Raw genomic sequence first — 22,637 nt, 5'->3', positions numbered from 1 at the left:
CGGCACGGCGGGCAAGATGCCCGCCCCACGGGGAAAGCTGTGGCCGCAAGCGACTTTCGTAGTGGCCCGACTTCGCGGCGGGCAAGCCTGTCTGCCGGTAGGCGGGGCCGCCCTATTGGACGTTGGACGGTGGCGGGCGTTTGGGGATGCGCTTGCGGCGCATGCGCGCGAGGCCCTTCAGGTCCTCCATCACCGTCTTGCGGATGTTCACCCGCGTATCCGGGTCCTCCACCCAGCGGACGGGTATTTCCTTCACCCGGTAGCCGCCCTTCTGAGCCAGCAGAAGCAGCTCCGTATCGAAGAACCACTCCTCGTTCTCGATAAGCGGCACCAGCTCCTGCGCCGCTTGTCGGGAGACGGCCTTGAAGCCGCACTGCGAATCGGAGACGCGGGTGAAGAAGAGCGCGCGGATGAGGAGATTATAGCCGCGGGAGATGAACTCGCGGCGGAGCGAGCGCGTCGTCTGCGCCCCCTTCGCCAGGCGGGAGCCGGTCGCCACGTCGTACCCCTCATCGGCGATGGCGGCGACAAGCGGCGGGAAGTAAGCCAGATCAGTCGAGAGATCGACGTCCATGTACGTGAGCACGTCGGCGTCGCTGCCCAGCCAGGCGGCGCGGAGGGCGCGGCCGCGTCCCTTCTGTGGGATGTGCAGCGGCGACACGTCGGGGTACTGTTCGGCGAGGCGCTGGGCGACGGCGAGGGTGCCGTCGGTCGAAGCGTTGTCGGCGATGACGATGCGCCACCTGTGGGGCAGGTTGGCGGCGAGGAACTCGCGCAGCGTCGTCACGCTCTTCTCAAGAACGTGTTCCTCGTTGTAGACCGGGACTACGACGTCGACTCTCGCCACGCTCTGCCTCCCGGGCTAGCCGGCGCCCAGAGTATCGCGCAGCAGGCGCGCCAGCAGCAAGGGGTCGCTTGCGATGACGCTCGCCGCGTACAGCTCCATCGCCCCGATATCGCTCGTCCGGCTGTTGAGGTCGCCGCGGTCGACGAGACGGATTATGATCGGAAAGTCACTCCAGTCTTCTTCTGCCGGCGCGAGCGGCGGCATGTGGACGGCGAGGTTGAACGAGGCGACGCCCAGGCGGTCGCGGTAGCAGGCGAGCACGTCGTAAAGGACGTCGACGAGCGCGGCGTCGAGTCGCGGGGCGATGAGAAGGACCTCGTTCTCCTTCGTCGGCGCCAGGTTTGCCAGTACGCGGGCTCCCGTTTTCTCGAACGCTGCTCCTACAGCCTGGTGCGCATGATAGAGGTCGTCGAAGTACTCGGCGTTGTGCCGTTCGCGGTACGCCAGCGCCGCCCGCCGCGCGCGCTCGACGGCTGGATAGTGCATGCCGCGTCCCAGCATCACCTGGGCGTGGCCGTGGGCCAGCGAAGCGCCGGCGCGCCAGAGGCAGTTCCACATGAAGAGGAAGTACTTCGCCTCCGGCTCCGTCTCGCGCGCCTTCTGGGCCCAGCGCAGCCCCGTGTCGACGTAGTCGTGCAGCATCTCGCGGGTGAAGCTCAGGGGGTTGCGTTCCTTAAAGATGACGAGGGCGTGGAAGCCGTCGAACTTTGCGACGTTGGAGCCGGTGACGCAGAAGCGTCCCTCCACCCTGCCGAACTCATCGGCGGGCGTCATCGAGTAGGGGTCTTCGAGCGGGTCTTCTGTTGCCGGGCCGAACTCAGCATCGAGATCGATGGCAGAGGCGTTGCGGTCGACGATGTGGGGGCGGCGGGAGCGCAGCGGGTTGAAGAGGGCGCCGTGGCCGGTCACGAGGTCCGTGACGTGAACGATCGTTTGCTCCAGCGTAGCCTCGACGCTGCCGAAATAGCGCTCGATCCAGGGCCGCATCTGTTCCGGCGGGACGATGCGCCCCTTCGTGACGTCGACGCGGAATATGCGCTCGAAGCGCTCCCTCTCGCTTGCAGGAAGTCGCCGGACCGTTTCGGGCAGTCCGGCGATTCCCTGATCGATGGGCCGGTTATGAGAAGGGGGCATTTCTAGTGTTTGAAGTGCCTGACGCCCGTGAACACCATTGCCATGTTGTTGGCGTCCGCGGCGGCGATGACCTCCTTGTCGCGTATCGAGCCGCCGGGTTCCATTGCCGCGGTGATCCCGGCGGCGGCAGCGGCCTCGATGCCGTCGGGGAAGGGGAAGAAGGCGTCGGAGGCAAGCACGGCGCCCTTCGCCTTGTCGCCGGCGGCGCGCGCCGCAAGGAAGACGCTGGTGACGCGGTTGGGCTGGCCGGCGCCCATGCCGACGAGCGCCTTGTCTTTCACGAATACGATGGCGTTCGACTTGATGTGCTTGACGACCCGCCAGCCGAAGCAGAGGTCGGACATCTCCTGCGAGGTGGGCTCTCGCTTCGTGACTACCTTCAGCTCCATCTGCTCGTCGGGGAGGGCGTCGCGCTCCTGGACCAGGAGCCCGCCGACGACTCGGTGCATGTTCAACGAGTCTGCCATCTTCGGCGGCTGAGCGCGCAAAATGCGCATGTCCCGCTTCTTCTTCAGCAGCTCGAGGGCGTCCTCGTCGTAGTCGGGGGCGATCATCACCTCGTAGAACGTGTCGCCGGTCTCTCTGGCGACGGCGAGCGTCACCTTGCGGTTGATGGCGACGATGCCGCCGAACGCGGAGACGGGGTCGCCGGCGAAGGCGCGCCTGTAGGCCTCGGCGAGGTCGCGGTTGCTGGCGAGGCCGCAGGTGTTCATGTGCTTGACGATGGCGATTGTCGGCTCGTCGAAGTCGCAGGCGGCGTTCCAGGCGGCGTCGCCGTCGAGGATGTTGTTATAGGAAAGCTCCTTGCCGTGAAGCTGGACAGCGGTGGCGAGGCCGCCCGGCTGCGGGTTGCGTATGTTCTCTTCGGCGTAGAAGGCGCCCTTCTGGTGGGGGTTCTCGCCGTAGCGGGTGTCGAAGAGCTTGCGCAGGCCGATGGTCATGTCGGTGGGAAGGATATCCGCGGGGTCGCGCAGGTACTGGGCGATTGCGGTGTCGTAGAGGGCGACGTGCTGGAACGCCTTTTGCGCGAGGCGCTGCCGCTGTTCCATGGAGACGCCGCCCTTTTCGAGCATCTCGAGGACGGGCGCGTAGTCCGCGGGGTCGACGACGACGATGACGTGGGGGAAGTTCTTGGCGGCGGCGCGGAGCATCGTCGGCCCGCCGATGTCGATGTTTTCGAGCGCGTCCTGGAGGGTGACGTTGGGCTTCGTGACTGTCTGAACGAATGGGTAGAGGTTGACGCAAACGAGGTCGATAGCGGTGATGCCTTGGCGCTGCAACTCCTCGACGTGCGCCGGAACGTCGCGGCGGGCGAGGATGCCGCCGTGGACGGCGGGGTGCAGCGTCTTGACGCGGCCGTCGAGGATGGCGGGGAAGCCGGTGATGTCGGAGACGGACTTAACGGTTATGCCGGCCTTTTCGATGGCGTCGTGGGTGCCGCCGGTGGAGTAGATATCGACGCCCAGGCGCGAGAGGCCGCGTGCGAAATCAATGAGTCCTGCCTTATCGGATACACTCAGTATTGCCCTCATAGGCTGCATCCTCCTATTGTTCTTGCCGTTTCTTCTTCTTGCCAGGGCTGCGCTCTTCGCTTACAAATCGCACCAACTCCTCCCAGTCGATGCGACCATCAGGAAAACAGAAGTCTTCCATGAATTCTCTTGTGAAACGGTTAGCCAGCATGTCCCACTCCGGCTGATACTTTTCTTTGTGCAGTTTTGGCGCGTCTTTCATCAGGCGGATGAGCTTCAGATAGAAATCAGGGTCACCCGTCATCTCTGCCCAAAAGGCCTGGCCAGACCGGTCGCGGTAAACGCGCTCTGTTGTCGGCTCCGTCTTGGCGCGGCCGTAACCGTGTCCGAGCAGCGCGTCAAATTGTTTGTGTAGCTTGTAGAGCCGGTTTCTGACCTCGGAAAACTCCTGGGACTGGCGTTTCTTTTGCGATGCGTTGAAGATATTTGGACCTGACTTGACGGCGACAGCCAAGATGCGATCCATGGTCTCTACCACGAAGTCAACTCCTGCGCCGTCCGAAGTCTTGCCTCCTGCCGCAATTCTGGCAATCGGCTCGAAAAACGCATCGCCGAACATCGTCTCGTCTGAAGCCCCGACATAAGCGACGAGAACTTGCTCCACAATATCGGCGGCCTTCTCAGTACCGAGCGCCTTGAAGAGATACGGGTTCTTCCTAGCGATTATGTGTCTCAGCCGCAACCGCTGGAGCCTTTGCAGACGGCGGGTATAGAAGTCCTCAAGGCAGTGTTCGATCAGTGCTTCAAGTTCGGCTGCGTCCATTTCCTCTTCTTATGTGCGTTACGAGCTTCCGCCGCGCATTAATCGCCTCATCGGCCAGTCGGCAATATTCCTCCTTCAACTCAATTCCTACGTAGTGCCTATCCAGTTCGATGCACGCCAACGCTGTCGTCCCTGAACCGATGAACGGGTCGAGCACCACGTCCCCGGGCTCCGTAAACAGCTTAATGAACCAGGACGGCAGGGAAATAGGGAAGGCGGCGCTATGATTTCGGTTAGAGCACTCCGTCGCCAGATGGAGCACATTCGTGGGGTATACAAGCTCTTTACCGACCCAATTGGAGACATTCTTTCCGAAACCGCTTAGCACCCGGGACTCGTCCCGGATTCGGTCCGTGTCGCTAAGGTTCTGCAGCCGCTTCTCAGCCCAGTCCCCCACGGGTACCATAACGGCCTCTTGGAACATCTTGAAGCGCTTTCGCTTGGTGAAGTGGAGACACCGCTCCCACGCATCGCGGAATCGGTTGGGCCATTTGCCAGGGTAACAGTTCTTCTTGTGCCAGATGTACTCCTCTGTCCACAGCCAGCCATGCTTTCGCATTGCCAGAATGAGTTCAAGCACGTACGTTTGGCGCTCGCCGTTCGCGACGCGCTCTTTGATGTTGAGGATGAAAGACCCATCAGGCTTCAAAACGCGTCTGAGTTCGGCAGAGATGGGCAGAAACCACTCGACATATTGCTTTATAGGTACGCCGCCATATGTTTTCCGCCGGTTATCTGCATACGGAGGCGAGGTGACGATCAGGTCGATGCACTCGCCGGGGAACGTCCGCAGAACGGCGAGGCACTCGCCGTGGATGATCTGATCCAGTGGAAAGGCTGACAGGCTCTTTGTCTCAACGGCCACAGGCGTCAACGGCTGTTGTCCCGCCAATACTCTGGCTCCCACCATAACAAGCCTCCAGCAAACATTTGTTCGTTGGAAGCTATTCTCTTACACGGAACCGGATAGAGTCAAGACGTCACACAAGGATTACTCGCTCGTCTTTCGCACGGATTACCTGGCCGACGAGCATGACCTCAGGCAGGAGGCTCTTCACCTCGTCGACATCGCCCGGGGCGCAGACCAGCACCATGCCCAGCCCCATATTGAAGACGCGGTACATCTCATCCTCAGCAACATTACCATTCCGCTGGATCAGGGTAAAGATGGGCGGCACGGGCCAGCTCCCGCGGCGGAACGACGCCGCCAGCCCTTCCGGCAGGATGCGCGGCACGTTGTCGATGAGGCCGCCGCCGGTGATGTGGGCGATTCCCCGCAGATATGGCAGCAGCGGCCTCACCTCGTGGTAGTACGAGCGGTGGGGGACGAGCAGCGCCTCCCCCAGCGTCAGGCCTAGCTCGGGGTAGGTGCGGTACAGCCGCTTGCGCTCCGTTTGGAGGTCGTCGCCCGTGCCGATGCGGAAAACGCGCCGGGCAAGCGAGTAGCCGTTCGTGTGCAGGCCGTTGGATGCGATGCCGAGGATGGCGTCGCCGTCTTTTATCCCCGCGCCGTTGATGACGCGGTCGCGCTCGACCACGCCAACGATGAAGCCGACAAGGTCGAACGCGTTCGGGCGGTAGACGTCCGGCATGTCGGCCGTCTCGCCGCCGATGAGGGCGCAGCCGGCGTCGCGGCAGGCGGCCGCCATCCCGCTGATAACTGCCACCTTCTCGTCTTCACCCAGGTCGGCGGCGGCGATGTAGTCGAGGAAGAAGAGGGGCTCGGCGCCGGCGGTAAGGATGTCGTTCACGCAGTGGTTCACGAGGTCGACGCCGACGGTGTCGTAGCGGCCGATGAGGGCGGCGAGGTTAAGCTTCGTGCCCACGCCGTCGGCGCTGGCGACGAGCACGGGGTCGCGGTAGCGGGCGAAGTGGAAGAGGGCGGCGAAGGGACCGACGCCGGAAAGGACCTCCGGCCTGGCTGTGGTGCGCGCCAGCTCAGCGATGCGGGCGGCGAGCGCCTTCCCCGCGTCGATGTCTACTCCGGCCTTAGAGTAGGTCCATTTTTCTTCGCGCTCTTCTGCCAAAGGGAAGAGAGTCCTTCAGTGAACTGGGCCGTGGCGCGCCGTGCGCCGCTAGGGCGACCCGGCGGTAATCGATTCGACCCACTCGAAGTCGTGGCGGTCGCGGGCGTCGGCGGGCGGCTCGAGCGCCAGCTTGTCCATCTGCATCGGCACGTCGAGTGGGTACGAGCCGGTGAAGCATGCGAGACAGAACGTGTCGCGCGGGAGGCCTACCGACTGCACAAGACCCTCGAGGCTGAGATAGCCGAGGGAGTCGGCGTCGATGTGCTCGCGGATTTCGGGCACCGTCTTCTGGGCGGCGATAAGCTCCCAGCGGGCCGCCATGTCCACACCGAAGAAGCAGGGGTGCGTGATCGGTGGCGCCGTGATGCGCATGTGGACTTCCCGCGCGCCCGCCTTGCGCAGCATCTGCACCACCCGCGGCGTCGTCGTGCCGCGCACGATGCTGTCGTCGACGACGACGACGCGCTTGCCCTTCAGTATCTCGGGCAGCGGGTTAAACTTGAGCTGGACGCCTATCTCGCGGATCCGCTGGTCGGGCATGATGAAGGTGCGGCCGACGTAGCGGTTCTTGACCACTCCTTCAACGAAGGGGATGCCTGACTCCTGCGAGTACCCGATGGCGGCGGCGATGGCGGAGTCCGGTATGCCCATGACGACGTCGGCATCGACGGGGTACTCGCGGGCAAGCTGGGCGCCCATTTCCATCCGCACGGGATAGAGGAGCTTGTCGCGTATCGTGCTGTCGGGGCGGGCGAAGTAGATGTACTCGAAAATGCAGAATGCGCTACCCCGCTCCTGGAGGGGGTGAAAGCTGGTGACGCCGTCGCCGTTGATGACGACGGCTTCCCCGGGCTCGATCTCCCTCAGGAAGGTGGCGCCCAGGTGGTCGAACGCGCAGCTTTCGGAGGCGACGGTCCAGCCGCCGTTGAATCGTCCGAGGCATAGGGGGCGCACGCCCAGCGGGTCGCGAACGGCGACGAGCTCCTCAGGGGTGAGCATAACGAGGCAATAAGCGCCCTGGATGCGCCGCATCATATGAGCGAGGCGCTCCTTCCAGGAGTGGCCGGGAGCATAGGCGATAACGCGGGCGATGACCTCGGAATCGGTTGCGGTAGCGAAGTCATGTCCTTCGTCCTCGAGATCGGAGCGGAGCAGGTCTGCGTTGACGAGGTTGCCGTTGTGAGCGAGGGCCATCTGGCCGCGGGGGCCTTGCATGCGGAACGGCTGGGCGTTCTTCAGGCGGCTGGAGCCGGTGGTGGAGTAGCGGTTGTGGCCGATAGCGAGGTGGCCCGGAAGATGTCGGAGGTCTTCCTCGTCGAACACCTGGGAGACAAGTCCCATCTCGACGTGGAGGTGAAGGTCGTGGCCGTCGGCGGTTGCTATGCCTGCGCTTTCCTGGCCCCTATGTTGCAGCGCATAGAGTCCGTAGAAGGCGACCCTTGCGACGTCCTCGCCGGGAGCGTACACACCGAAGACGCCGCAGGACTCCCGGGGACCAGACAGCACACGAACCTCCTGCGTTAAAGCGGTCGCATCCCCGTAAGGAAAACCATAAGCATAATAGTGCCGATAGTTAGGCGGCGCAAGGCGTTTTCCCCGGCAAAGCCGCAATAAAATTCTATCATCCGCGAAGAAAGGGGGTCAATCGGAACCGTCAACGGATGGGAACGGATAAACCGATGGCGCTCGGCTGAAGCGACGCCTGGCCGCAAGCGACCTTCGTGGTGGCTTGCGCGGCACCGGGGCTGCCTAGTCGTGTTCGTGGACGCTGGTCAGGCCGCGGGGCGAGAACGTGCAGTGAAGGGCGCTGGGGTCGCACTCCTCCGTTTCCATCTGGATCGTGCTGTGCTCGATAGCGAAGCGGCTGGAGAGAAGCTCGTTCACGCCTTCGAGGAGGAGGCACCCCTGGCTTATCGACTGGTTTTCCACCAGCAGGTGGCAGCTCAGGGCATGGATGCTGGGCGTTATCGACCACACGTGGAGGTCGTGGACGCCGAGCACCCCCGGTATCGCCTTCATCTCCCGCACCAGCTCGTCGACGTCGACGTGCGCAGGCGAAGCCTCGAGGAAGATTCCGGTCGCCTCGCGGAGTATCTGCACCGCGCCGACGAGGATGATCAGACCGATGAGGATGCTGACGGCGGGGTCTACCCAGAACCAGCCGAAGGCGACGATGGCTATGGCGGCGACGAGCACGCCCATGGAACCGAGGAGGTCGCCCAGAACGTGCAGGAAGGCGCTGCGCACGTTCAGACTGCGACGGCTTTCCTCGTGCAGAAGCCACGCAACGAGGAGGTTGACGGCGCCGCCGACAAGCGCCATCGAGAGGAGGAGGTTTCCCTGCACCTCCGGCGCCGCGCCTATGCGTCTCGCCGCCTCGATGAATATGAGCACGGCCACGACGACCACCGCCACCGCGTTCACCACCGCGACCAGTATGCCGACGCGGTGGTAGCCGAACGTCATGCGTCCGCTGGCGGCCCGCGCCGACTGGCGTACCGCGATCCAGCTCAGGCCGAGGGCGAACACGTCCATCAGCACGTGGCCGGCGTCGGAGAGGAGGGCGAGGCTGTTAGCGATGAAGCCGACAATCGTCTGGGCGGCGAGTATGACGACCGTAAGGAAAAGGGCAACCTGGAGGCTTCTCGCCGCCGGCGGGATTATGGGTACGTGCTCGGGGTTCATTATCGCGCCGCGCATGCGTCAGTCCTTTCGCAGACCGCGGTGCAGGAAACGGAGACGCAGGAGGTCCCAGAACACCTTTGCCGCCGTCTTGGGGTCCGCACGCAGGGTAGAGCCCTCCACGTGCTCCCAGCGCACCGGCACCTGTTTCGTCGTCATGCCGTAGCGCCGCGCCAGGTAGAGGACTTCAGTATCGAACACCCAGCCGGAGAGGCGCTGAGCGGAGAATATCTTCTGGGCGGCCTCATGGCGGAAGCCCTTCAGGGGGCACTGCGTGTCGTCGATATCGGGCAGGAGCAGCCGTTTGCGCAGGAAGGTAAACGCGCGTCCCAGCATGCGTCTCGAAAGGGGTTGTGAGCGGCGCATGTCATAGCCGCCGGGGTGGATGCGCGTGCCGATGGCGACATCCGCTTCCCGGAGGGCGTCGACTATCTTCTCGCAGTCCTCGAGGGGGCTGGCGAGATCGACGTCGGTGAAGATGACGTACTCTCCGCCGGCCGCCAGGCAGCCGGTCTTGACAGCGGCGCCCTTCCCCTGATTGTGGTGATGCGAGAGCAGGCGCAATCGCACGCTGTCGGGCATGGCGGCGGCCCAGCTCTGCGCCGTTTCGACCGTCGAGTCCGTGCTGCCGTCGTCGACGATGATGATCTCGCAGTCCTGGCCCTTCTCCAGAAGGAACTCAGACAGCTTGCGCAGCGAGGCTCCTAGCCGGCGCTCCTCGTTGTAGGCGGGCAACACAAGAGAAAGGTAGGGTCTGCCGGTCTCCCGCGCTTCTGCCTCCGTCATCTGGTCCTTCTTGGAAGGGCACATTTCCAATCGTGCCCTTCTATTTCAATTATAGGAATCATCGGCAGAGGGAGTCCACCCGGGCAACGTTGGGAAACCAGGCGCCACGAACAGTGACAGACTTCTCGCAATCTGCCGATTATGTCTCTGGAGGGAAGAAGTGGTGACGAAAACGAAAGTGTATGTCTACACCGAGGTGTATGACGAAGGCGAATGGCTGAGGGCCTTCTTCGAAGCGGCGCGGGCCGGGAACCAGTACGTGCCGGATACCGCCACCGTCGAAAGGATCCGCGAGAAGGTGTTCCGCTCTATCGCTCAGGAGTCGGTGCCCCTCGTCGCCTAGACGCCGCTGCCCTCCCGTCCGATCAGGCTCTCGGTGAACCACGCCGCCTGTCCCGGCGACTCCTCAACTCCCACGCTTATCGCCGCCAGATTCGTCGCCTTCAGCGCCAGCAGCCGCTCCTTTATCCTTCCGCAGAGCCACTCCGCCAGCCGCTCGGCTGTGCAATTGTCGATTGGCAGCGCAACAACGTCCGAATCGGGGAGGACATAGCGCCGGCCGCCGGTGCGAATCTCCCACTCCTGCCCCTGCTTCGACACCTGAAAGACGCTGCTCGGCTGCTGTAATATGAAACGGTGGTCCAGCTCGCGGCAGGCCTCGGCGACAAGCCGCCGTATCTCTCGGAAGTCGAACACCCACGATTCCGCCGAGAGGTCGCCTTCGAGAACGGCCGTGACGCGGTAATTGTGGCCGTGCAGGGGCTCCGCCTCGCCGCCCATCACCGTCATGTGGGACGCGGCAAAACGGAGATCGTCGCCTCTCACTTCGATTCTCCGTGTTGCGTTCATCTCTCAGCGCTCCCGGGCTCTGACTTCAGCCTGCCCCCATCGTATCGACGAGAACGGCCTGCCGCAAGCGCCGCCCGCGTGACAGCCGCCACAGCGCGACCGCAAGGAGAAGCGTCACGACGGCAAAGGCGGCGAGGGCGAGAAAGACCGACGACGTGCCCCAGCGGTCGGCGAGAAAGCCGGAGAACGTCGCGGCGGTGGAGCCCAGGCCGAAGCTGGCGAAGAAGGAGAGGCCGTAGCCGCGGCCGATCGCGCTGCCGGGGACGTACTCGGCGAGGAGCACGTTGTAGACCGGCTGGCTGCTGAAGTTGAAGAAGACGAAGAAGGCGCTCGCGGCAACAAGGAAGAGGCCGCCGGTGAAGCCCATCAGCAGGAGCGCGGGCACGAGGGTGAGCGCTATGAGGGGAGCCAGCCGCTCCAGCTCGACACGGTCGGAGAGGACGCCGCCGAGGAGCTGCCCGACGCCGCCGGTCAGCAGCGCCAGCGCCGTCAGGGAGCCGGCGATGGCGGCCTCGTCGATTCCGAGAAGGCGTATGTGGACCTCCTCCTCGATGAGGGTGGGCAAGAAGGTCATGCTGCCGCGGTAGATGAAGCCGTTGAGAAGGAAGGCGGCGAAGATGAGCGCCAGCGGCAAGAGCGGCACTTCCGCTGCCTTTGTCGAAGGCGGGGACGGCTCGGACTCGCCTTGGGCGCCCCGCCGGGGCAGCGGGAGGAACCGGATGAGGAATGCGACGGCCAGCGCGAGGATCGCGAGAAAGACGTAAGACCAGCGCCACCCGGCAGTGCTCGCGAAGGCGAGGGCCATCGCCGGCGCGACGGCGATGCCGACGTTCCCCGCCACGCCGTGATAGCCCAGCACGAGGCCGCGCCGCTCCGCCGCCTGCGCTATCAGGGACAGGGCGGCGGGATGATAGAGACCGATCGCCATCCCCAGGACGGCGACGAATATCCCAAGAACGAGCGGAGAGAAGGAGAAGGCAACCAGAAGCGAGGCCGCGGCGGCGCCCAGGAAGCAGATCCGCAGGACGCGCGGCGCGCCCAGCCGGTCGACGAGCAGGCCCGAGGGCAGCGCGCCTATGCCGAACGTGAGAGCGAGGGCGTTGGCAATGAGGCCGAGGACCAGCTTGTCGATGCCGAACTCGTCGCCGATTGTCAGCAGGAGGGCGGCGTAGGTCAGCTCGATCGCGTGCACGAGGGCGTGCGCGAGGGAGGTGACGGCGATGAGCGGGGCCTGGCGGCTATCGTTTCGCAAGCGCGTCCTCGCCGGAGAGATGCCTCAGTTTACCCGCTGAACGCCTGAATTCGCACGCCGACCCCGAGGGTTGTCCTCGTGCTCCCAAAGGGGCTCGCCCCTCTGCCGGGCCTGCCTGCCGGCAGGCAGGTGGGAAGATCGACGCTGATGTTGACGGCAGCGGCAGCGGCCGCCCCTGCGTGCCGCGGTCCGTCCTAGGTGGCGGGCCTGGGACCGACTGCTGGCGCCGATGTCCGGCGGACACTATCCTTATAATGAAGACGGCGGAAGGGGGTGCTATGGAGTTGCAGCCGCTCACCATCCGCGGGCGACGCTTCGAGTGGGGTAGCCGCACCTACCTTATGGCTATCCTCAACGTCACGCCCGATTCCTTCTCCGGCGACGGCATCGCCTATGACGTCGACGCCGCGCTCGCGCAGGCGAGACGCTTCGAGGAGGAAGGTGCGGACGTCATCGACGTGGGCGGCGAGTCGACGCGGCCCGGCTACGAGGGCGTAAGCGCCGACGAGGAGATGCGGCGCGTGCTCCCCGTCGTCGAGCGCGCGTCTGCGGCCGTCGCGCTTCCCATCAGCATCGACACCACGAAAGCGGCCGTGGCGGAGGCGGCGCTCGCGGCGGGCGCTCACCTCATCAACGATGTCTCCGGGCTTCAGGCCGACCCCGCGATGGCGGGGCTGGCCGCCCGCGCCGGCGTGCCTATCGTCATAATGCACAACCAGCGCGGCAAGCCGTTCCACGACGTCATCGGCGACATACTGGACGGCTTGAACGCGGGGATCGCGGTTGCTGAGGCGGCGGGCGTGCCGCGCGAGAAGATCATCATCGACCCCGGCTTCGGCTTCGGCTGGACGGTGGAGCAAAACCTGGAGATGCTCCGCCGCCTGCGCGAATTGAAGGCGCTGGGGCTGCCGCTGCTCGCCGGCACATCCCGTAAATCGACAATCGGCGCTGTGCTCGATTTGCCCGTCGAGGAGCGGCTGCTGGGCACCGCCGCCACCGTCGCGCTATCGATTGCGAACGGCGCCGACATGGTGCGCGTCCACGACGTGCGCGAGATGGTCCAGGTCTGCCGCATGACCGACGCCGTCGTGCGGGGATGGCAAGCGCCGTGAGCGGTTACACGGACGGCGGCGTGGAGGTACATCTGGGGCTGGGCTCGAATCTGGGGAACCGGGCCGCCAACCTGCGCATGGCGCTCGCTTTCGTCGAGCCGCTGGTGCGCATCGAGGCCGTATCGTCGCTCTACCGCGCGGCTCCCGTTGGGCCGATCGCGCAGCCCGATTTCTACAACGCAGTCTGCCGCGGACGCACCGGACTCGCTCCCGGGGCCTTGCTGCGATACCTGAAGAGCGTCGAGTTCGAGATCGGGCGTCGCTCCGCGTTGCGCTGGGGGCCGCGCGTCATCGACATCGATATCCTCCTCTACGGCGACCGGGCCGTCGAGTCGTCGGAGGTCGTCGTCCCGCACCCGGGGCTGGCCGAGCGGGCATTCGTGCTTGTGCCGCTGGCGGAGATATCGCCCGATGTCGTTCACCCCCTGCTCGGACGGTCGGCGGCGAAGCTGACGGCGGCGCTGAGCGAAGAGGCGCGGGCAACGGTGCGTCTGGTGGAAGGGCGGGGCTGGGAGCGGGCGGAGCGGCAGACGTAAGAAAGGGGCGCTCAGCGGCGCCCCCTCGAATCTCTCCGGTTGCGGCTACTCTTCCTCGACTTCCTGCTCGAGTTCTTCCATCTCCGGCGTCTCCGTCTCGGTCGTAAGCATGGTCCAGCCGACCCAGATCGTGAGGAGGTTCAGGGCGGCCATGGCGCCGAGGACAGGGAGGGCGAGCGCGAGATAGCTGCGCCGCGCGATCCCCCAGAGGAAGAGCATCATTTCGATGACGGAGACCGCGATTATGAGCAGGCCGAACGTCTGCGATCTTTCCATGATTGCCGTTACCTCCGAATCTGTGGTGATGGCAGGGAGCGATTGCCGGCGGAAGGGCGTTACTGGGCCTGCGCCCGTCTCAGCTCAGGGGGCAGCAGGTTCGGGATGCTTTCGTTGATCGGGTAAGTCTCGTCGCATTTAGCGCAGTGGAGGCTGCCCTCGATAACGTCGTCGCCCTCTTCCTTCTCGATGGTAAGGGTAAGGTCGCCCTTGCACATCGGGCAGGCCAGGATATCCATTAGGTCTTTGCGCACGCTTGTGCTCTCCTTGGGAGTAGGGCTAATTGTAAATTGGCCCCGCTTCTCCTGTCAACGAGTCGAATATGCGCCGGCGTTGCATTTGGCGGGAGAAAGGTGGCCCGATGGGAGGGCGCTCCGACTCCTCAGAGCCACCGGGTTGACTTGCGGCGGGGCTTCTGATAACATCATCGCAACCGATAATAAGGTCGAGGCTCAGGGATGGCGCGTTCAGACATGATGGCGATGGCCCGGCCCGAGCAAATCGGGCCTTAGACGGATCGTCGGACAGGTGCTGGCAGCCGGCAGATTCCAGCGCCGGCTGTTTTGTTTTAAAATGGGGATCGCCGTTATGTCATACGCAAAAGCCTTACGCTGCAAGGAATGCGGTCGCGAGTACGCCCTCGACCCTATTCACGTCTGCGATTTCTGCTTCGGACCCCTCGAAGTCCACTACGACGAGGAGGCCCAGCGCAAGATCGTCACCCGCCAGCGCATCGATAGCGGCCCGCCCACCCTCTGGCGCTACCGCGATTTCCTTCCCTGCGACGCCGACCGCGCCGTCGACCTGGGCGTCGGCATGACGCCCCTGCTGCGCGCGCGCAACCTCGGCGACGCCCTCGGGCTGCGCCACCTCTACCTGAAGAACGACTGCGTGAACCCAAGCTGGTCGTTCAAGGACCGCGTCGTCGCCGTGGCCAGCACGAAGGCGCTGGAGTTCGGCTTCGATACCATGGCCTGCGCCTCGACGGGCAACCTGGCGAACGCGGTGGCGGCCCATGCCGCGCGGGCGGGGATGAAGGCGTTCGTCTTCGTGCCCGCCGACCTGGAGTCGGGGAAGCTGCTCGGCTCGGCGATATACGGCGCAACGCTGGTCGCCGTCGACGGCACCTACGACGAGGTCAACCGCCTCTGCGCGGAACTGACCGACAGGTACAACTGGGCGTTCGTGAACATCAACGTCCGCCCGTACTACTCCGAGGGGAGCAAGACGCTGGCGTATGAGGTCGTCGAGCAGTTGGGGTGGCGCGTCCCCGATCACTGCGTCGTGCCGATGGCGAGCGGATCGCTCATCACGAAGATATGGAAGGGGCTGAACGAGATGGCGGGGCTCTGGCTCGTCGATAGCGTGCAGACCAAGGTGTCGGGGGCGCAGGCGGCGGGCTGCGCGCCCATCGTCGACGCCTGGGACGCGGGCACTCTCAACATTCGCCCCGTCAAGCCCAACACAATCGTCAGGTCGCTGGCGATCGGCAATCCCGCCGACGGCTATTACGCGCTGAAGGTGATGCATGAGAGCGGCGGCTCAGCGGTGTCGGCGACCGACGACGAGGTGGTCGACGCCATCAAGCTTCTCGCCGAGAGCGAAGGGATCTTCGCGGAGACGGCGGGCGGGACGACGGTCGCCGGGCTGAAAAAGCTGGCGGAATCGGGGCACATCGCGCCCGACGAGCTTGTCGTCGCCTTTATCACCGGCGCCGGCCTGAAGACGCAGGAAGCGGTCGTTGGTAAGATTGGGGAGACGGTGCACGTTCAGCCCAGCGTCGCCTCGTTTGAGCAGGCGGTGGGCGAGCGGGAGCAGCTCGTCACGTGAGGGAAGACGGCGGCTGGACGCCTTGCTGGCACAAGGTGAGGTGATTGAACATGGCCAAGCAGCGAGTTAAGTTCACTTTCCCCCAGGAGCTGATCACTCTCCCTATCATCTACGAACTGGGGAGGTGCTTTCCGCTCGTGACCAACATACGCCGCGCCGATGTTACGGAAGACCGCGGCTGGGTCATCCTCGAGCTGGAGGGCGAACTCGACCAGATCGAGCGCGGGCTGGAATGGGTCGCCTCCAGGGGGGTGCGCGTCGATCCCGTTCAGGGCGACGTGATCGAGGGCTAGGCGAGAGCGAGGCGCCGGCCGAGCTTCCGCCGTTCTCTTGTATACTAAGAGCAGAGGTTTGGGAGGAAGGAACGACGTGAGCGTCAACGTGAGGATACCTGTCTCTCTCAGGAGACTGACGAACAACGCAGACTCCGTTATCAGCGACGGCGGCACTATCGCCGAGTGCATTCAGTCCATCGACAGGCGGTTTCCGGGGCTCAAGGAGCGCCTGTGCGACGAGACGGGAGAGCTGCGTCGCTTTGTGAATGTATACGTCAACGGCGAAGATGTCCGCTTCCTTTCCGGCCTGCAAACGGCCCTGAAGGACGGGGACGAGGTGAGCATTGTGCCCGCGGTGGCGGGCGGCTGATGCTCGTTCGGACGAACAGATCGCGCCGCGCTGCAATCAGAGCGGTCGCTTCGCGTTTAACCTAGTAGGAGGAAGCATGGCGGTGGAGGTAAGCATACCCACGCCGTTCCGCAGGCTCACAGGCGGCAGGGCCCGCGTCCAGGGCGAGGGCGAGAACGTCGCGCAGCTTCTGGACGACCTCGAGCGGAGGTACCCCGGCTTCCGGGCCTGCATCTCGGACGCGGAAGGGCGGATGCCGCGCCACATCAAGATATATCTTAACGGACAGGAGATCGGCCCCGACGATGGCCTGCACACGCCTCTCCGCGACGGCGACACGCTCGCCATCATCCCCGCGACGGCCGGCGGTAGCGATGCGGGCCCGCTGCTGACTCCTGAGCAAAGGGAGCGGTACTCCCGCCACCTCGTGCTCCCGGACTGGGGCGAGGAAGGGCAGCGGAAATTAATGGAAGCGAAGGTGCTTGTGGTGGGGGCGGGCGGACTGGGCTCGCCCGTGCTGCTCTACCTCGCGGGCGCCGGCGTCGGCACCCTGGGCATCGTCGAGTTCGACGTCGTCGATGTCTCGAATCTGCCGCGCCAGATACTGCACCACACCCACGATGTCGGGCGCTCGAAGGCGACCTCGGCGAAAGAATCGATCGCCGACAACAACCCCGACGTCAAGACCCTCATTTACGAGACGCGCCTCACCTGCGAGAACGCGCTGGAGATCATCGCCGAGTACGACATCGTCGTCTCCGCTGTCGACAGCCTCGCCGTCCGTTACCTGATAAACGACGCTTGCGTGCTGCTATCGAAGCCGATGGTGGAGGCCAGCGTCCTCGCCTATGAGGGGCAGTGCACGGTGTTCCTCCCCGGCAAGGGATGCTATCGTTGTCTCTACCCGTCGCCTCCTCCCGCCGGCGTGATGCCCAGCCCGGCGGAAGCGGGCGTGCTCAACATACTGCCAGCGGTAATGGGCCCTATCCAGGCGATGGAAACGATAAAGCTGATACTCGGGACGGGCAGGCTGCTCAACGGCCGCCTTCTCCTGTTCGATGCCCTTTCGATGGAGTTCCGCGAGGTGCGCATCAGGCGCGACCCGCTCTGCGCCGTCTGCGGGGATGCGCCCACGATCAAGGAGCTCATCGATTACGACGAGTTCTGCGCCACCGCAGCCAAGAGGTAAGAAGTTGCGTCACTGCCGTCTTGTCGAGACTATAGGCAATACCCCTTTGGTTGAGCTGCCACGCCTGTCGCCGCGACCGGGCATCCGCTTCTTCGCCAAGCTGGAAGGCGTGAACCCCAGCGGCAGCCTGAAGGACCGCATTGCGCTGAAGATGATCGAGGAGGCGGAGAAGCGCGGCGAGCTCGTCCCCGGGAAGACGATAATCGAGGCGACGAGCGGCAACACCGGCATCTCCCTGGCGATGATCGCCCGCGTCAAGGGCTATCCTGTCAAAGTGATCATGCCCGACAACGTCAGCAAAGAGCGGACGCTGGTGATGAAAGCGTTCGGAGCGGAGGTCATCCTTACCGACGGCGCGAAGTACACCGACGGGGCGCTGGAACTGCTGGAAAAGCTCACCGCCGCGGACGGGTCCTACTTCTCCACAAGCCAGTTCAGCAACCCCGACAACCCGCTCGCCCACTACGAGACGACCGGCCCCGAGATCCTTCGCGATCTGCCGGAGGTCGACGTGTTCGTGGCCGGTACCGGCACCGGCGGCACCCTCGCCGGCGTCGGCCGCTTCCTGAAGGAAAGGCGTCCCCAGGCGAAGGTGATATGCGTCGAGCCGCCACCGGGCGACCTGGTGGAGGGGCTGCACTCCCTCGAAGGCTTCTTGCCCGAGGTGTTCGACATGGACGTGGTCGACCGGCGGGTGGTGATAGATTCCTCCACTGCCTTCGCTGCGGCCCGTGAGCTTGCCGAGACCGAAGGCATATTCGCCGGACCGTCATCGGGCGCGGTGCTGGCGGCGGCGCGCATCGTCGCCGACGAGTACGAGCGGGCGGACTTCGCGCTGCTTATGGGCGACGGTGGGTGGAAGTACCTTTCTACGGGGATGTGGGCGCCGCGTTTTCCCCAGGCGAAGTAGGGTGTTCAGGCTCAAGCGAAATCACGCGCGGCAGATCATCGCCCACGCCCGCGATGAGGCCCCCAACGAGTGCTGCGGCATCCTTGCGGGCAAAGACGGGCAGGTTCTGGAGCTGTACCGCGCCGTCAACGCCGAGAACAGCCCCTATCGCTACAGCATTGACCCCGGTGAGTTGTTCCGCATCTACACGGACGTGGAGTCGAAGGGATGGCAATTCCTCGCCATCTACCACTCGCACCCCGGCAGCGAGGCCTACCCCTCACGGACCGACATTGAGCTTGCGCAGTGGCGCGGCCCCGACGGCGCGGCGCCCCTCTGGCCCGACGTCTGTTACCTGATCGTCTCCCTCGCCGACCCGGCATCGCCCGTAATCCGCGCGTTCCACATCGAAGAGGGACGCGTTGTCGAAGACAGTATCCTACTGGAAGACTGACCCCGCGAAGTTTTCCTTGCCCACATAACTCTGCCCGCTAAAGGGTTCAACCCTCCCCGCCACCTGTCGATAATCCCTACGGAAGTTGACCTGAGGTGGCAGATGCCATTTTGAGCAGCGAGCTGTCCCCCAAGCCGAAGCCCCGTCGCGGACGGCGGCCGCGGAATTCGCGTCAGGACCTCGACCAGGTCCTCTCGTCGGCGGTCAGGCTTGCCCACACCCTTCTCAAGGGCGACATTGCCGCGGTAGCGCTCGCCGATGATGAGGGCTATCTCACTGTGCGCAGCCACGTGGGCCTGTCCCCGAAGTGTGTCGCGCGGTGGCGTGTTCACCGCAGCGTAGGACTGAACGCGAGAGCCTTCGCCAGCGGAAAGCCCTTCTTTTCCTCCGACACTCTCGCGGACGAGGCAAGAGACAGCGAGACCGTGCGCAACCTCCGCCTCCGCGGCCTCATGATGATGCCTCTCAAGTTGGAGAACGAGGTCGCGGGCTGGCTTGCGGTAGGCTTCCGCCACAAGCGTGAGTTTTCTGCCCAGGACATGGAACTCGTCGGTCTGCTGGCCGACCACGTTTCGCTTTCCATTCGCGCCACCGCCGTCGTTGAACGGGAACGCCGGCAGCGGAAGCGCTCCGACGCCCTGCTTCAGGTGACGTCGGCGCCGGCGCTCAGCCTCGACGTGAAACGAGTTCTCACAAAGCTGTGTCAGCTCGTTCTCAAGATGACGGTGGCCGAGCGTTGCGCCATCTGGGTCTTCAGCGAAGAAGAGCCCACGGTGGAAACGATTGTGGCAATGGGCGGCAAGAGCCCGGTGCTGTGGGAGCGATCGCAGGAGAACTATGATATCCCGATACCGAGAATTAACGGCGTTTCGTCCAGGCGGGTGCGCAAGCCCGTAATCGAAGAGCACGCTCCGGGCTCCGTCGCGGCGGAAGAGGGATGGGTCAACCTCTTCGACGTCAAGTCCATCGCGCAGTACCCTCTCTTCTATCGCGGCAGCACGATCGGGGTGCTGATTGCTTACACGTTCAGCGATTTTGTGCGCTTTCCGCAGGAGGAGATCGACACGCTTGCCGCTGTCGCCAGGCAGGCGGCGGTGATGATCGAAAACGCTCGCCTGTATGAGCAGGAGCAGCGGCAGCGAAAGCGCGCAGAGGCCCTGCTCGAGGTCGCGAGCTCGCCTTCCCTCAGTCTCAGCGTCCGCAAAGTCCTCATCAAGCTGTGCCAGTCGGTGCTCAACTTCACCGTCGCCGAGCGGTGCAGCATCTTCCTGTTCAACGAGGAGACTCATACTCTGGACCCCGTGATGTCGGCGGGCACGGAGGACCCGGACTTATGGGAGAAGTTCCGGGCCTCGGCCGGGCTCAAGATACCGGAGATCCGCGGCATCGGGGAGGCGATCTCGGCGCAGGAGCCCGTCATCGAAGAGCACGTCCCCGGCTCAGGCATTCTTCCCGATTTCTGGATCGATACCTTTGGTCTGAAATCGCTCGCGCTCTACCCCATCATCCATCGGGAAAAGACGGTCGGGATACTGGAAGTGGACTCATTCAGCAAGTTCGTGCGCTTTCCGCGCGCCGAGATCGAGACGCTGGCGGCCATCGCCAGGCAGGCGGCGATCATCATCGAGAACGCCCGCCTGTACGAGCAGGAGCAGCAGCAACGCCAGCGGACCGAGGCGCTGCTTGACGTGCTCAGCGCCGCTGCCTCTACCCTCAGCATGAAAAAGGTGCTGATCAAGGTGTGCCAGTCGGTGCTCAAGCTGACGGTCGCCGACCGGTGCAGCATACTTCTCACGGAAGAGGACGGCGTTACGCTGCGGCCCGTCATGTCCCTCGGCATTGAAGACCCGGAGATGTGGGAGAGATTCCGCAATCCTCCTCCGGGCGAGACGTCGCCCCTTTCGCCGGAGCACCGCCGTTTGCAGGAGGCCATCACCACCTGGGAGAAGCCGATCGTGCAGGAGGATGCGGCGGCCGCCGGTCTGCTATCGCGCTGGTGGGTCGAGACTTTCAACATAAAATCGCTGGCCCACTACCCGCTCCGTGTGAAAGACCGCACGATAGGGCTGCTGACCGTCGATTCGTTCCGTCAGTACGTGCATTTCCCGAAGGAAGAAATAGAGACGCTGGCGGCTATCGCCCGGCAGGTCGCGGTCATCATCGATAACGCGCGTCTGTATGAGCAGGAGCAGCAGCAGCGCAAGCGAGCGGAGACCCTGGTGGACGTTCTGGCGGCGGCGGCAGAGGACGCGAGCCTGAAGAGAGTGCTCGTCAAGATATGCCAGGCGGTCGTGAACCTGACCGTGGGCGACCGGTGCAGCATCTTCATCGTCGACAAAGAGGGGCGAAGGCTGCAACCGATGATGTCGCTCGGCATCGAAGACGCCGAGATGTGGGAGAAGTTCCGGAGCGCTTCCCCGGCGGCCTTGCGTCCACGTGAAGAGCAGCGAAGGGCGGAGGACATAGTCACCTGGGACAAGCCGTTCGTGGCCGAGAACGCGCTGGAGACTGCCGGCCTCAACCGCTGGTGGGTGGAGACCTTCAAAATCAAGTCGCTGGTGCGCTATCCGCTGCGCGTTAAGGACAGGACCATCGGCATGATGGTGGTCGACACCGTGCACGAGCACAAGTGCTTTCCTCGGGAGGAGATCGAGACCATCGCCGCCATCGCCAAGCAGGCCGCTATCATCATCGAGAACGCGCGTTTGCACGAGCAGTTGCAGGAGCAGGCAATAACGGACGCCTTGACCGGCCTTTACAACCACCGTCATATACATGAGCGGGTGGAGGAAGAGTTCGAGCGGGCGTCACGCAACAACCGGCCGTTCGCAGTGCTGATGATGGACCTGGACAACTTCAAGTTCTTCAACGATGCGCACGGCCATCAGACGGGCGACGAGGCGCTGAGATTCGCGGGGACGCAGATCAAGAACTCGCTGCGGGCCGCGGACATCGTGGGGCGCTACGGAGGGGACGAGTTCCTTGCCATTCTGCCCGAGACGAACCGGGCGGAGGCGGAGCAGGCGGCGGAGCGCATAATCTCCTCCCTGGCGGCAAACCCCTTTCCAGTCCCCAACTCGGTGGAACGGGTGCCGATGGACGTCAGCATCGGCATCGCCTGCTATCCTGTCGACGCCACCAACAGTCACGACCTGGTCGCGCTCGCTGACGCGGCGATGTACGAGGCGAAGCGCGTCGGCGGGGCGCGCGCCCTTCCCGCCTACGCCTACACCACTGAACCCGTTTCCCCGCACAGCGCCGGCTTTGAGCTGCTGCGCAATCTCCTCAGCGCGCTCGCGTACAAGGACCCCTACACCAAGCGACACTGCGAGGACAACGTGCGTTACACAGAGCGGCTGGCCGAGTACCTGAGCCTCGAACCCTCCGAAAGGGACTCCCTCAGGAAGGCCGCTCTCCTCCACGACGTGGGGAAGATCGCCGTGCCCGACAGCACCCTCCTGAAGCCGGGGCCGCTCAACGCGGAAGAATGGCAGGTCATGCGGCAGCACGTGGAGTTCGGCGAGACGATAGTGAAAGGAATCTCCCAGATCGCCGACGCCATCGAGCCCGTGGCCACGCACCACGAGCGGTACGATGGGACAGGTTATCCGCGCGGGCTGAAAGGAGAAGAGATACCGCTCCTCGGCCGCATCCTTGCGGTGGTCGATGCTTATTCGGCGATGACCCTTGACCGGCCCTACCGGAGGGCGCTGGACCACGAGCAGGCGCTGGCGGAGCTGAAGAAGGGCGCGGGAACGCAGTTCGACCCGCACATAGTCGAAGCCTTCCTCAGCGTCATCGAGGACATGAGGCAGGCGAGGGCGGCGTAGACCGCCCACAGTCCCGTACCTCCAC

General features: G+C 64.3%; 23 protein-coding genes. 10 read left to right on the top strand and 13 right to left on the bottom strand.

The features are described from left to right. Window positions 1-112: 112 nt before the first annotated feature. The 9 genes from QME71_06510 to QME71_06470 all read right to left on the bottom strand — a co-directional run bounded on the left by QME71_06510 (window position 113) and on the right by QME71_06470 (window position 9,771). Entirely contained in the window at window positions 113-847 is a 735-nt protein-coding gene (locus QME71_06510; protein MDI6857950.1) for a glycosyltransferase family 2 protein, read from the bottom strand. 15 nt (window positions 848-862) lie between these two features. After that, window positions 863-1,981: a hypothetical protein gene (locus tag QME71_06505; GenBank protein MDI6857949.1), complete on the bottom strand. Its 1,119-nt coding sequence runs from the start codon at window positions 1,979-1,981 to the stop codon at window positions 863-865. Window positions 1,982-1,983: 2 nt separating this feature from the next. Continuing rightward, window positions 1,984-3,513 carry a bifunctional phosphoribosylaminoimidazolecarboxamide formyltransferase/IMP cyclohydrolase gene (gene purH, locus QME71_06500; protein ID MDI6857948.1) on the bottom strand — a complete coding sequence of 510 codons (1,530 nt, stop codon included), beginning with the start codon at window positions 3,511-3,513 and terminating at the stop codon, window positions 1,984-1,986. Window positions 3,514-3,526: 13 nt separating this feature from the next. Next, a complete protein-coding gene (locus QME71_06495; GenBank protein ID MDI6857947.1) occupies window positions 3,527-4,276 on the bottom strand; it encodes a PmeII family type II restriction endonuclease in 750 nt (249 codons plus the stop codon). Continuing rightward, window positions 4,257-5,186: a site-specific DNA-methyltransferase gene (locus QME71_06490; protein MDI6857946.1), complete on the bottom strand. Its 930-nt coding sequence runs from the start codon at window positions 5,184-5,186 to the stop codon at window positions 4,257-4,259. Before QME71_06490 ends, QME71_06495 begins: the two co-directional genes overlap by 20 nt. Before the next feature lie 70 nt (window positions 5,187-5,256). Further along, window positions 5,257-6,303, bottom strand: coding sequence for a phosphoribosylformylglycinamidine cyclo-ligase (purM, locus tag QME71_06485; protein ID MDI6857945.1), 1,047 nt, complete (start codon window positions 6,301-6,303; stop codon window positions 5,257-5,259). Window positions 6,304-6,351: 48 nt separating this feature from the next. Beyond that, complete coding sequence (gene purF / locus QME71_06480) at window positions 6,352-7,809, bottom strand: amidophosphoribosyltransferase (protein ID MDI6857944.1); 1,458 nt, start codon at window positions 7,807-7,809, stop codon at window positions 6,352-6,354. A 243-nt stretch (window positions 7,810-8,052) separates the two neighbouring features. Next, the gene (locus QME71_06475) at window positions 8,053-9,003 is read right to left on the bottom strand and encodes a cation diffusion facilitator family transporter (protein MDI6857943.1); all 951 of its coding nucleotides are present in this window, start codon (window positions 9,001-9,003) and stop codon (window positions 8,053-8,055) included. A gap of 3 nt (window positions 9,004-9,006) precedes the next feature. Next, window positions 9,007-9,771 carry a glycosyltransferase family 2 protein gene (locus tag QME71_06470; protein MDI6857942.1) on the bottom strand — a complete coding sequence of 255 codons (765 nt, stop codon included), beginning with the start codon at window positions 9,769-9,771 and terminating at the stop codon, window positions 9,007-9,009. Between the two features lie 163 nt (window positions 9,772-9,934). Between QME71_06470 and QME71_06465 the strand changes: the two genes are divergently transcribed. Further along, on the top strand, window positions 9,935-10,114 hold the full coding sequence (locus QME71_06465; GenBank protein ID MDI6857941.1) for a hypothetical protein: 180 nt from the start codon (window positions 9,935-9,937) through the stop codon (window positions 10,112-10,114). Here the strand turns inward: QME71_06465 and QME71_06460 are convergent. Both QME71_06460 and QME71_06455 read right to left on the bottom strand, forming a co-directional pair. Continuing rightward, complete coding sequence (locus QME71_06460) at window positions 10,111-10,596, bottom strand: 6-carboxytetrahydropterin synthase (GenBank protein ID MDI6857940.1); 486 nt, start codon at window positions 10,594-10,596, stop codon at window positions 10,111-10,113. The genes QME71_06465 and QME71_06460 overlap by 4 nt on opposite strands. 49 nt (window positions 10,597-10,645) lie before the next feature. Then, window positions 10,646-11,872, bottom strand: a complete 1,227-nt coding sequence (locus QME71_06455; GenBank protein MDI6857939.1) for an MFS transporter — start codon at window positions 11,870-11,872, stop codon at window positions 10,646-10,648. A 278-nt stretch (window positions 11,873-12,150) separates the two neighbouring features. Between QME71_06455 and folP the strand changes: the two genes are divergently transcribed. Together folP and folK are read left to right on the top strand one after the other, a co-directional pair. Beyond that, complete coding sequence (gene folP, locus QME71_06450) at window positions 12,151-12,984, top strand: dihydropteroate synthase (protein MDI6857938.1); 834 nt, start codon at window positions 12,151-12,153, stop codon at window positions 12,982-12,984. Continuing rightward, window positions 12,981-13,520 carry a 2-amino-4-hydroxy-6-hydroxymethyldihydropteridine diphosphokinase gene (gene folK, locus QME71_06445; protein MDI6857937.1) on the top strand — a complete coding sequence of 180 codons (540 nt, stop codon included), beginning with the start codon at window positions 12,981-12,983 and terminating at the stop codon, window positions 13,518-13,520. Before folP ends, folK begins: the two co-directional genes overlap by 4 nt. A gap of 45 nt (window positions 13,521-13,565) precedes the next feature. Here the strand turns inward: folK and QME71_06440 are convergent, their stop codons facing one another. Both QME71_06440 and QME71_06435 read right to left on the bottom strand, forming a co-directional pair. After that, a complete protein-coding gene (locus tag QME71_06440; protein ID MDI6857936.1) occupies window positions 13,566-13,796 on the bottom strand; it encodes a hypothetical protein in 231 nt (76 codons plus the stop codon). A 59-nt stretch (window positions 13,797-13,855) separates the two neighbouring features. After that, window positions 13,856-14,050: a methytransferase partner Trm112 gene (locus QME71_06435; GenBank protein MDI6857935.1), complete on the bottom strand. Its 195-nt coding sequence runs from the start codon at window positions 14,048-14,050 to the stop codon at window positions 13,856-13,858. Window positions 14,051-14,384: 334 nt separating this feature from the next. Between QME71_06435 and QME71_06430 the strand changes: the two genes are divergently transcribed. The 7 genes from QME71_06430 (at window position 14,385) to QME71_06400 (ending at window position 22,612) form a co-directional block, all read left to right on the top strand. Further along, the gene (locus QME71_06430) at window positions 14,385-15,626 is read left to right on the top strand and encodes a threonine synthase (GenBank protein ID MDI6857934.1); all 1,242 of its coding nucleotides are present in this window, start codon (window positions 14,385-14,387) and stop codon (window positions 15,624-15,626) included. A 50-nt stretch (window positions 15,627-15,676) separates the two neighbouring features. Then, on the top strand, window positions 15,677-15,919 hold the full coding sequence (locus QME71_06425) for an NIL domain-containing protein (GenBank protein MDI6857933.1): 243 nt from the start codon (window positions 15,677-15,679) through the stop codon (window positions 15,917-15,919). A 76-nt stretch (window positions 15,920-15,995) separates the two neighbouring features. Continuing rightward, the gene (locus tag QME71_06420; protein ID MDI6857932.1) at window positions 15,996-16,271 is read left to right on the top strand and encodes a MoaD/ThiS family protein; all 276 of its coding nucleotides are present in this window, start codon (window positions 15,996-15,998) and stop codon (window positions 16,269-16,271) included. Between the two features lie 76 nt (window positions 16,272-16,347). Then, complete coding sequence (locus QME71_06415; protein MDI6857931.1) at window positions 16,348-17,439, top strand: ThiF family adenylyltransferase; 1,092 nt, start codon at window positions 16,348-16,350, stop codon at window positions 17,437-17,439. A gap of 4 nt (window positions 17,440-17,443) precedes the next feature. Next, window positions 17,444-18,349: a cysteine synthase family protein gene (locus tag QME71_06410; GenBank protein ID MDI6857930.1), complete on the top strand. Its 906-nt coding sequence runs from the start codon at window positions 17,444-17,446 to the stop codon at window positions 18,347-18,349. Window position 18,350: 1 nt separating this feature from the next. Beyond that, window positions 18,351-18,782, top strand: a complete 432-nt coding sequence (locus QME71_06405; protein MDI6857929.1) for a M67 family metallopeptidase — start codon at window positions 18,351-18,353, stop codon at window positions 18,780-18,782. A 95-nt stretch (window positions 18,783-18,877) separates the two neighbouring features. Further along, a complete protein-coding gene (locus QME71_06400) occupies window positions 18,878-22,612 on the top strand; it encodes a GAF domain-containing protein (protein ID MDI6857928.1) in 3,735 nt (1,244 codons plus the stop codon). Window positions 22,613-22,637: the final 25 nt, after the last annotated feature.

This window comes from Dehalococcoidia bacterium (assembly GCA_030018455.1).
In the GTDB taxonomy this organism is placed as follows: Bacteria; Chloroflexota; Dehalococcoidia; order DSTF01; family JALHUB01; genus JASEFU01.
The sequence above is the reverse complement of the archived record's forward strand: the minus strand, read 5'-3'. Positions and strand labels throughout refer to the sequence as shown.